Source organism: Bacteroides propionicifaciens DSM 19291 = JCM 14649 (genome assembly GCF_000375405.1).
GTDB lineage: Bacteria > Bacteroidota > Bacteroidia > Bacteroidales > Bacteroidaceae > Bacteroides_E > Bacteroides_E propionicifaciens.
In genome coordinates, this window is the sequence record NZ_AQWS01000049.1 from 1 (window position 1) to 8,072 (window position 8,072).

An 8,072-nucleotide genomic window follows, 5' to 3' on the forward strand; every position below is an offset into this window, starting at 1 on the left:
AACGTCTAATTTAAATAACTTCTCTTTTAAACATTCGTATATACATTTAATTTGGATGTTATACGCATAATACTCTATTCCAAAATTTACTTTTCAAAGGTAAGTAATTAAAAGTTAAATATAAAATTAAATATTGAAAAGTTGTTGTGTTGTTTTTTATCTATAATTCTAAAATAACTTTGGTATATTATTGTTGTTTTTCAACTGAGAAACCTGATCTATTTGGAGATTTAAATCAAATATATATTAGCTTCAAGTATAAATCAATAAATCTATACTCTGAGGTGCAAGGTGCAAGTGTCTATATATAGACCTTGCACCTTGCACCTCAGGTATGTGATTGATTTACAATGTAGTTGCATATTCAAAAAAATGTATTAACTTTGAACCTGAGTTACATGCAGACAAAAAGTAGACATAACATACAAGATTGCATCGACTTCGATATTTCCCAAATCGTACACCAGAGCTTTTAAAGTTTTGTAAACGATTAGATTTGAACGGAATATGTTGAGAGGTTCGAATCCCTCTCTCTCCGCTGACTAAAGGTTACCGACCATATAACCTTTTCTAAATATAAGATGCAGGGACTAAGATTAATTTCTTAGTCCCTGTTTTGTTATTATCTTAATTTAATATAGACAGAAAAAGGATGGATCATACCGAAAAGCTGTGGGATTTGCATATCAAGCATAGATTGATGTGATCCGATATAATAACCTTCTACCCACTCTCCATTATCTGCCCTTAGGGCTTTGAATTTTATTGCTCGCTTCATAAATTATGATACCTTTGAATTAAAAATATGATTTATATATTAGTCTTAATCGCTTATATCATACTTGCTATAGGGGTAATTCCTCGTTATTTGTTTTTTGCCCTAATAGGACGAAAAAAATCATTTAGCTATCTACTAGAAGGAGGTAAGCAGACAAAATGGAACATAACAATGCTTGTCATAATGATTGTTTTACTTCTTATTGGTGGAATATTAATATTTACTCTGTAGGCTTCCCTAAAATTCGGACATTTAAAATGATGGCCTAGTCCCTGATAAGCATTGAACACTTTTTAGTAGCCTCTCTAACGGCTAAATATACTGCTAGGGTATCTTATAATCTTCCCCTAAAATAAAACCTCAACAAATCAATGCTATATTCTAGTGTTGATTTGTTGAGGCTAATAAAGATAAATAGTAATCTTAAGAGAAAATGCTGATATCAAGGTTGAATATTTTGGCAATACCCTCAACCATAATTTGAATACCTACACAGAAGGTGAAAAAGGCAATTAGCTTGTTTATTACTAGGTTACCTGAGTCACCTAGACGCTTGAAGAAGCGTTGGCCTTGTGTCAGTAGTAGATAGAGAATGGCTGCCATACAGACAAAAACTGTAGCTATAATCATGTAATTAATCCCAGTATCAAGCATACTGTCTTTTACGCTCGCAGTTGCCATCAGCGTGAAAATAACAGAGATACTGCCTGGGTCAACACTAATAGGAAAAGTTATGGGGTAGAAAAGCTTACTTTCAAGTTCACTCCATTGTGAGGCAGTGACACTTTTTTCTGATTCGCTTTTTTGTGCAGATTCCGGCTCGTCCATCAAAAGATCAATCGCAGCCTTACAGATTAAAAGACCACCACCTAGCTGGATAACAGGAACAGCTAACCCAAAGAGTAAAAGGAAAAGATGACCAACAGCTAGGGTACCAAGCCCTATAAGTAAGTAGTTAATCAGAAGTTTTTTGATTGCTATCTTTCTGTGCTTATCATCGAGATTAGAAAAGAATCCGTTGACAATGAATGCTCCCCCAATGGGGTTAACTACAGGGAATAACGCCATGAACGAGGACGAGAAAATAAACAAGAAACTTGCTGTTGACATAATTCTATCTTTTAATATTGCTAATACAGAGCTTAATATAGGTGTTGTTAAAATTAAGAGAGCTTTTAGCACACCTGAGTTTGAGTTATAAAACCATAAAACATGCTATTTTGTTTACTCTAATGGCTTACAAATTTCCTTGTTTATAATAGTATCGTTTAGCTTATTAAGAAATTGAGACTCGGTCAAAATAACTTAAGTCTGTACCTATTGTAGGATTGAACATTTTTGTTCTCAATATCTGTATTGTAATTAAATGAATTAAATGTTTAATACTTATATTTGAATCTTAATTTAATATTAATAATCAGAGATATGATTAAGACCAAGGTTGTTGTTTCGCTCTTTATGCTACTTATAAGTAGTTCGCTATGGGCAAAAGATTTTAATCACAAGAAATCATTCCGAAAGCATGAGTTCACTTTAGGCCTAGGCTTATCAAAGGATGTATTTTCTAGTCTTTCTGTAGATAAGATATTTAGTAATATTATTGCTGATATGCATAGCAAAGAATTGACTTATCACAATACAAAAGCTGCTAACAGAAGTGGCTTTCATCTTGGTTATGCTTATAACTTTAACCAGAGATGGGCAGTTGGAGCAACACTATTCTACAAAGTATACGATAAAAGCCACTCTCGTTATCAAGTCGAATCAACCTATAAAGAGAACTTTTATGGAGGTGCTATAGAGGGGCGTTATACCTATCTTAACAAGCGAGTCTTTCGAATGTACTCTTTGCTAGGAGTTGGGATTTATGGTTATCACCAAGAGTGGAAGCGTAGAGATCAAGATACTGAAGAACGAGTTTCTGATACTTCAACTAAGTTCACCTATCAAATATCACCTCTTTGTATGGAGATCGGTACTTTTATTGGTCTGAAGCTTGAATACGGATACGGGTATAAAGGAATTGCTTCTGCTGGCTTATACTATAAGTTCTAAATCCGTAACAAGTTCGCAGATAGCTTCTTCAAGATTGATCAATAGATTGCGAAATCTTTTTGATGTTGAGGCTCCTTGCCATGGCATCAAATAGCTCTTTATAAGCTTGAGACTTGCGATAGAGATCTTCGTGAGTACCCGACTGAATCACTCTACCGCTTTCAATTAGGTGGATGCAGTCGGCATCAATGATTTGAGATATGCTATGCGAAATAATAATTACTGTCCTTCCCTTCTTGATCGCATCCATGCTGAGTTTGATTTGCTCTGTAGAGATTGCGTCCAAGCTTGAAGTTGGTTCATCCAGAAAAACAATAGGAGGATTCTTCAAGAATAGTCTTGCAATAGCAATCTTCTGTTGTTGTCCTCCCGAAAGATTTAGTGCTGGGCCTGCGTACTGCTCTGGTAACTGCATGATTTGGTCGTGTATGTAGGCCTGCTTTGCTGCTTCGACAATCTCTTCGTGTTTGGCCTCGGGCATTCCGTAACGAATATTATCTTCTATGCTACCATCAAAAATATGATTCTTCTGAAGTACAAGTCCTATATTATCTCTCAAGTAGTCTGTATTATACTCTTCTAGGGAGTGTCCATCGAGGAGGATAGTTCCTTCATCTGGCTGATAGAACTTATCTAATAAGTTGATCAAGGTACTCTTACCCGCACCCGATAATCCAATAAAAGCCGTAACCTGATCGGGGTAGATATCCATATTTACATTGTCTAAAGTCTTTATGTGGTTTCCCTGATAAGTGAAATCTAGATTGCGAATACTAAAATGTCCCTTAATTACATTGGGTTTAAATGCTCCTGAGGTCTCTTTCTCTGTCGGTTCAGCATTGATAATGTCAAAGAAGCTCTCAGAATAAATTAGGGCATCGTTCATCTGGTCATAAACTCGATGTAGTTGACGAACAGGAGCTGAAACATTATTAAATAGAAGTGTAAAGAACATGATTGATCCAATTGTCATTTCCCCTTTAAGAATAAAATAGGAGGTTAAAGCAATAATGATGGCTACGCCGATTTGCTCCACAAATCCTTTGCTTCCTTCAAATATAAAACGAAGTTTCCGGGTGTTAATCTGAGTTTGTGTAAGGTCAACCTGCAAATCCATCTGTTTTTTAGTCTCTATATCTTGTCTGTTAAAAGACTTGATGATGAGCATGGAGTTGAGTATGCTCAGAATACCTTGACTTTTATCTTCACGTAGTTTTTTTACCTTTTGTCTTACTCCCTTAAGTCGTGCAGCTTGCTGTCTGTTGATGAAGTAATAGATGGGTAAAACCAGTAATGCAACCAACCCTATATAAACATTAGCCTTCAGCATGATGACCACAGCAACAATAGCATTGGCAAATAAAGGCAATATATCAATAAAGAAGTTGTGCATGAGTTGTGTCAGGCTATCTACTCCACGGTCAATCCTACTTTGAAGCTTACCTGGTCTGTTATTATTCATCGAGAAGAAGGCCATCCGATAGGTGAGTATCTTTTCGATAACCTCTTGTGATAGATTTCGTGAGGTATAGATGCGAAGTTTTTCCCCATAATATTTTTGCCCAAACTGAATACAAAACGTTAATACCTCTTTGGTTATCAAAACCACAGTTACCAACAGAATAACTTTTAAGCCTTCTGATAATGTTCCGCCCGATTCTACAGTATCGTTAATGCCATCAATAGCATATCGTAGAATCCAGGCATTGACCTGCGCAATAAGTGAACCTATAAATGTTAAGAATAGCGTTGCTATAACTAGCCATTTATATGGGCGTACGTAGGGCCATATATTGCGAAACATCTGTGATAGTGTCATGGTTTTTTATATAGTTCAACTTGTTGCATCGGATACTCAAGCTTCTTTAAATATTCATACGTTGTTTTTCCTCTTACAATAATAGTCTTATTTGTAGGAATAGTTTCGTAAACCTCTAAGAAGTTTGTAACACAAGAGGGGGATGTAAATACTACTGTCTCAATGGTATTAAGCTCAACCTTCTTTATACTTTTAGGGAGCACATTTTGATAGGTAATTACCGTATCTACCTCTATTCCAATTGCTCTTAGGCCATTTGGAATTAAGTCGAGTGCCAGATTTGATCGTGGTACAAGTAATTTTCCTCCAATATTATTTGCTCTAAACAACTCAATAACTCCTATAGAGTCTTCTTGTACGGCTTGATAATCTGCTCTAATCCCATATTTGAGGAGTTCCTTAGAAGTTGTCCTTCCTATCGAAAACACTTTAAGATGAGCTAAGGTTCTGCTATCTTTATTTTGTTTATGGAGCGCTTCAAAGAAGTGTTCAACAGTATTCTTGCTAGTAAAAAGCAAGGACTCGTACCGGTCTAATCTATTAAGTGTAGCATTTAATTCAGTAAGGTCTGAAAGGGCTTTCATCTCTATGAGTGGGGTATGAATAGTTTGACCTAAATAGTGGTAGGGGGTAGGATCTAGACCTGTTACTAAGACATTCTTTTGTGGATTTAAGCTTTTTGCTGATTTAAACTTCAGGTCTACAACCTTTCCAATAACTATAATAACAGGTCTTGGAAACTCTATCTCTTGCTCAGCCAATTCAGTTAGCGTATAGTAGAACTCTTTTTGGTCGGGTAAAGATACATTATGTATTAAGGCTACTGGCGTCTGCGGATCCCAGCTTTCGGTTATCATTTGAGTAGCAATCTGCTTAATCTTTGTCCCGGCCATATAATAAACTAAGGTGTCGACCTTGGGGATTTGTAGTCCGTATAATGCATGTCCCGAAACAAAGGCCAGCGAAGATGCGAGATCTCTATGGGTTAACGGAATCTTGCAAAGTGCTGATAAGGCATTGGCTGTCGAGATACCAGGCACAACTTCAACTTCAACGAGATTGCTTTGCAGGTATTCGATTTCTTCTCCGCCGTGGGCAAAAATCATAGGGTCTCCACCCTTGAAGCGTACAACCTGTTTGCCTTCCATGGCACTATTAACTAGTAGCGTGTTGATGTCTCCTTGTTCTTTAGAGTGGACGTTTTTGCGTTTTCCTACATATACCAGCTCTTTGTCTTGTAGGGTAGAGAGAATGTTTTTGTCTATTAAATCGTCATAATAAATTATGTCAGCTTGCTCTAGGCGTGTTTTTCCTCGAAGTGTGATTAAGTCGGGGCTACCTGGGCCTGCGCCTACTAGATAAACCTTACCAAAACAACTTCGAGCATCAAGAGGTTTGAAGAGTTGTTTCAAGTCATCTCTTCCCTGCTTACTAACAATAGCTAGTGCCCCTTGTAGCGGGTGGGTTTGAAAATCGAGTCGTTGGGTAATTCTGTCTTCTAAACCCAATCGATCAAGAGCGCAAGTGGCAATAATTACCCCATCGTAGGCACCGTTATCAACTTGTGCAATGCGTTCTTCGATGGTGCCACGTATGCTTTTTAAGATCAAATGCTCGTTTCTTGTTTCAATTTCCTGTTTTCTTTTGGCGGAACTCGTACCAATTATAGTTTCTTGTGGTAAGTTCTCCAACGTACAGCCCTTCAATTCTTTTCTACAAACTAGCGAGTCGGAATTGTCTGCCCTCGAGGTGAGTGCAATGATCTCCAACCCTTGAGGGAGTGGGTAGGGTAAGTCTTTAGCTGAGTGAATAGCTATATCCGCCTTTCCAGTGAGTAACATTTCGTCGAGCTCTTTGGTAAAGAAGTCTGGACGAATGGTATCGCTCAAGAGTGAAAGGTGTTTGTGATGGTCTCCAAAGGACTCTAGAGTCAGTAAACTGTATTTAATCTCTGGGAGTAACTTAAATGTTTCATCTACCTGCTTTATTGCGAGTTTGCTACTTCGGCTAACTACTTTGATTATATTATTTGTTTTCATGATATTCTGTCTTTAAGATGCCTTGCTCAATTAAGACTTTTATTTGATTTCGTATATAAATTGCTTGCTTTGGACTCTTGCCGTTTGTGCCAATAGAAATAGTGATGTTCTCCTCTTTATAAATTGCTGGAGATACAAATATCGAATTGTCAGGGTTGTCGCAGATTGAGCATAATTTGTTTGTATTTTTACAATCGGTTGCAATCTCTTGGTTGAGGTCGTAATCGTTTGTACTGCAATAGACCATACTGAACTCTTCCAATAAATCAGGTTGGTATGATCGAGTTATGAAGTTAAATGGATATTTGAGTAGTTCCTCTTTTATCTCGGGAGCCATAATGGTTATTGCTGAGGTGAATCGATACAACCCTTTTGCTTTTAGCAGCGCTGCATTGCCTCCACCGACAATTAGCACACGCTTATCTTTTAAGTTTATAAGAAGTGGTATGAAGTTTTTACTTTTTTCCATTTTTGAAGATATTAGTGCATAAGGTTTTTAGGTTGCAAACCTTGTTGAGCTTGTAGAGTGAATAGGTTGATGATAAAGTCAAGCATACGATAATCAAAGGTATAGAGTTCTTATCGGTGAACTGTGCGATATAGAAAGTTCCTAAAATGAGTATTAAACAAACAACCCCCGAAAGTAGTATCTCTTTTTGCCATCGGAATTGCATTATCTTATGCAGTAGGCCATAAACAATTATGAAGTACGATATATAGGTAATCATGTAGGCTATTCCCACGGCATCTAGCTGGTAATAAGGAAATAAAAAGTAGATACAAATAAGATAGATAACACTAAATGAGGTATCTGTAATAAAATAGAGTAGCCCTTTACCCTTGGCTAAAAGCACAAAACCCAAAGCCCAAGAGATGATTTTAAAGAAGATACCAATAGTTCTCCAATTCAGTAGGGTATAGGCCGACTCAAAACTGCTGGAGTAGAGAAGTGTCAGTAATAGCTTGGAGCAAAGCATTAAAAAGACGATGATAGGCACCGAAATAATTAACATTACGTTAACCTGTTCATTTATCAGCTTTCTTGTCTTTTTATTATTAAAACTCACAGCACTAAGCCGTGGATAAAAATCGGCACTCATGGAGTTTAGAATCAATTTAAGATAAACATTCGTGATTGTCCAAGCCGCTTGTAATAGCCCCAGTTGTTCTAATCCCGCCTTATTGATGACCATTGAGCGCACAATAAATAGAGCTATTTGTGTCTGTATAGCTGCAATAACGATAATGTCGCTTAACTAGTTGTGCGAAAAAAGTTAGGAACTCCATACATTGAAATTTGGTATAGAAAGCAACGAAGGCATTCATACCTAGACTATCAAACTATTGAAGAGTTTAACAACCAATACAGAAAACAGAATAT

8 protein-coding genes are annotated in these 8,072 nt (G+C 36.9%); 2 read left to right on the forward strand and 6 right to left on the reverse strand.

The window, feature by feature from the left end; all coding sequences use genetic code 11:
- Positions 1-622: 622 nt before the first annotated feature.
- Complete coding sequence (locus tag B091_RS12685; protein ID WP_018110050.1) at positions 623-778, reverse strand: hypothetical protein; 156 nt, start codon at positions 776-778, stop codon at positions 623-625.
- A 27-nt stretch (positions 779-805) separates the two neighbouring features.
- Here B091_RS12685 and B091_RS0111020 point away from each other — a divergent pair, with 27 nt between their 5' ends.
- Positions 806-1,009, forward strand: coding sequence for a hypothetical protein (locus B091_RS0111020; protein ID WP_018110051.1), 204 nt, complete (start codon positions 806-808; stop codon positions 1,007-1,009).
- A 192-nt stretch (positions 1,010-1,201) separates the two neighbouring features.
- Here the strand turns inward: B091_RS0111020 and B091_RS0111025 are convergent, their stop codons facing one another.
- A complete protein-coding gene (locus tag B091_RS0111025; protein ID WP_025069667.1) occupies positions 1,202-1,888 on the reverse strand; it encodes a MarC family protein in 687 nt (228 codons plus the stop codon).
- A gap of 315 nt (positions 1,889-2,203) precedes the next feature.
- Between B091_RS0111025 and B091_RS0111030 the strand changes: the two genes are divergently transcribed.
- The gene (locus B091_RS0111030; protein WP_018110054.1) at positions 2,204-2,833 is read left to right on the forward strand and encodes an outer membrane beta-barrel protein; all 630 of its coding nucleotides are present in this window, start codon (positions 2,204-2,206) and stop codon (positions 2,831-2,833) included.
- A 28-nt stretch (positions 2,834-2,861) separates the two neighbouring features.
- On the opposite strand, the gene B091_RS0111035 is transcribed toward B091_RS0111030, so the two are convergent.
- The 4 genes from B091_RS0111035 to B091_RS12205 are packed head-to-tail and all read right to left on the reverse strand — an operon-like array spanning position 2,862 to position 7,884.
- Positions 2,862-4,652 (reverse strand): ABC transporter ATP-binding protein, encoded by a 1,791-nt coding sequence (locus B091_RS0111035; protein ID WP_018110055.1) that lies wholly within the window; start codon positions 4,650-4,652, stop codon positions 2,862-2,864.
- Positions 4,649-6,691 (reverse strand): uroporphyrinogen-III C-methyltransferase, encoded by a 2,043-nt coding sequence (gene cobA, locus B091_RS12535; protein WP_018110056.1) that lies wholly within the window; start codon positions 6,689-6,691, stop codon positions 4,649-4,651. Before cobA ends, B091_RS0111035 begins: the two co-directional genes overlap by 4 nt.
- The gene (locus tag B091_RS0111045; protein WP_018110057.1) at positions 6,678-7,160 is read right to left on the reverse strand and encodes a precorrin-2 dehydrogenase/sirohydrochlorin ferrochelatase family protein; all 483 of its coding nucleotides are present in this window, start codon (positions 7,158-7,160) and stop codon (positions 6,678-6,680) included. The genes cobA and B091_RS0111045 overlap by 14 nt, the downstream gene beginning before the upstream one ends.
- Positions 7,147-7,884 carry an oligosaccharide flippase family protein gene (locus B091_RS12205; protein ID WP_018110058.1) on the reverse strand — a complete coding sequence of 246 codons (738 nt, stop codon included), beginning with the start codon at positions 7,882-7,884 and terminating at the stop codon, positions 7,147-7,149. The genes B091_RS0111045 and B091_RS12205 overlap by 14 nt, the downstream gene beginning before the upstream one ends.
- Between the last annotated feature and the right edge of the window lie 188 nt (positions 7,885-8,072).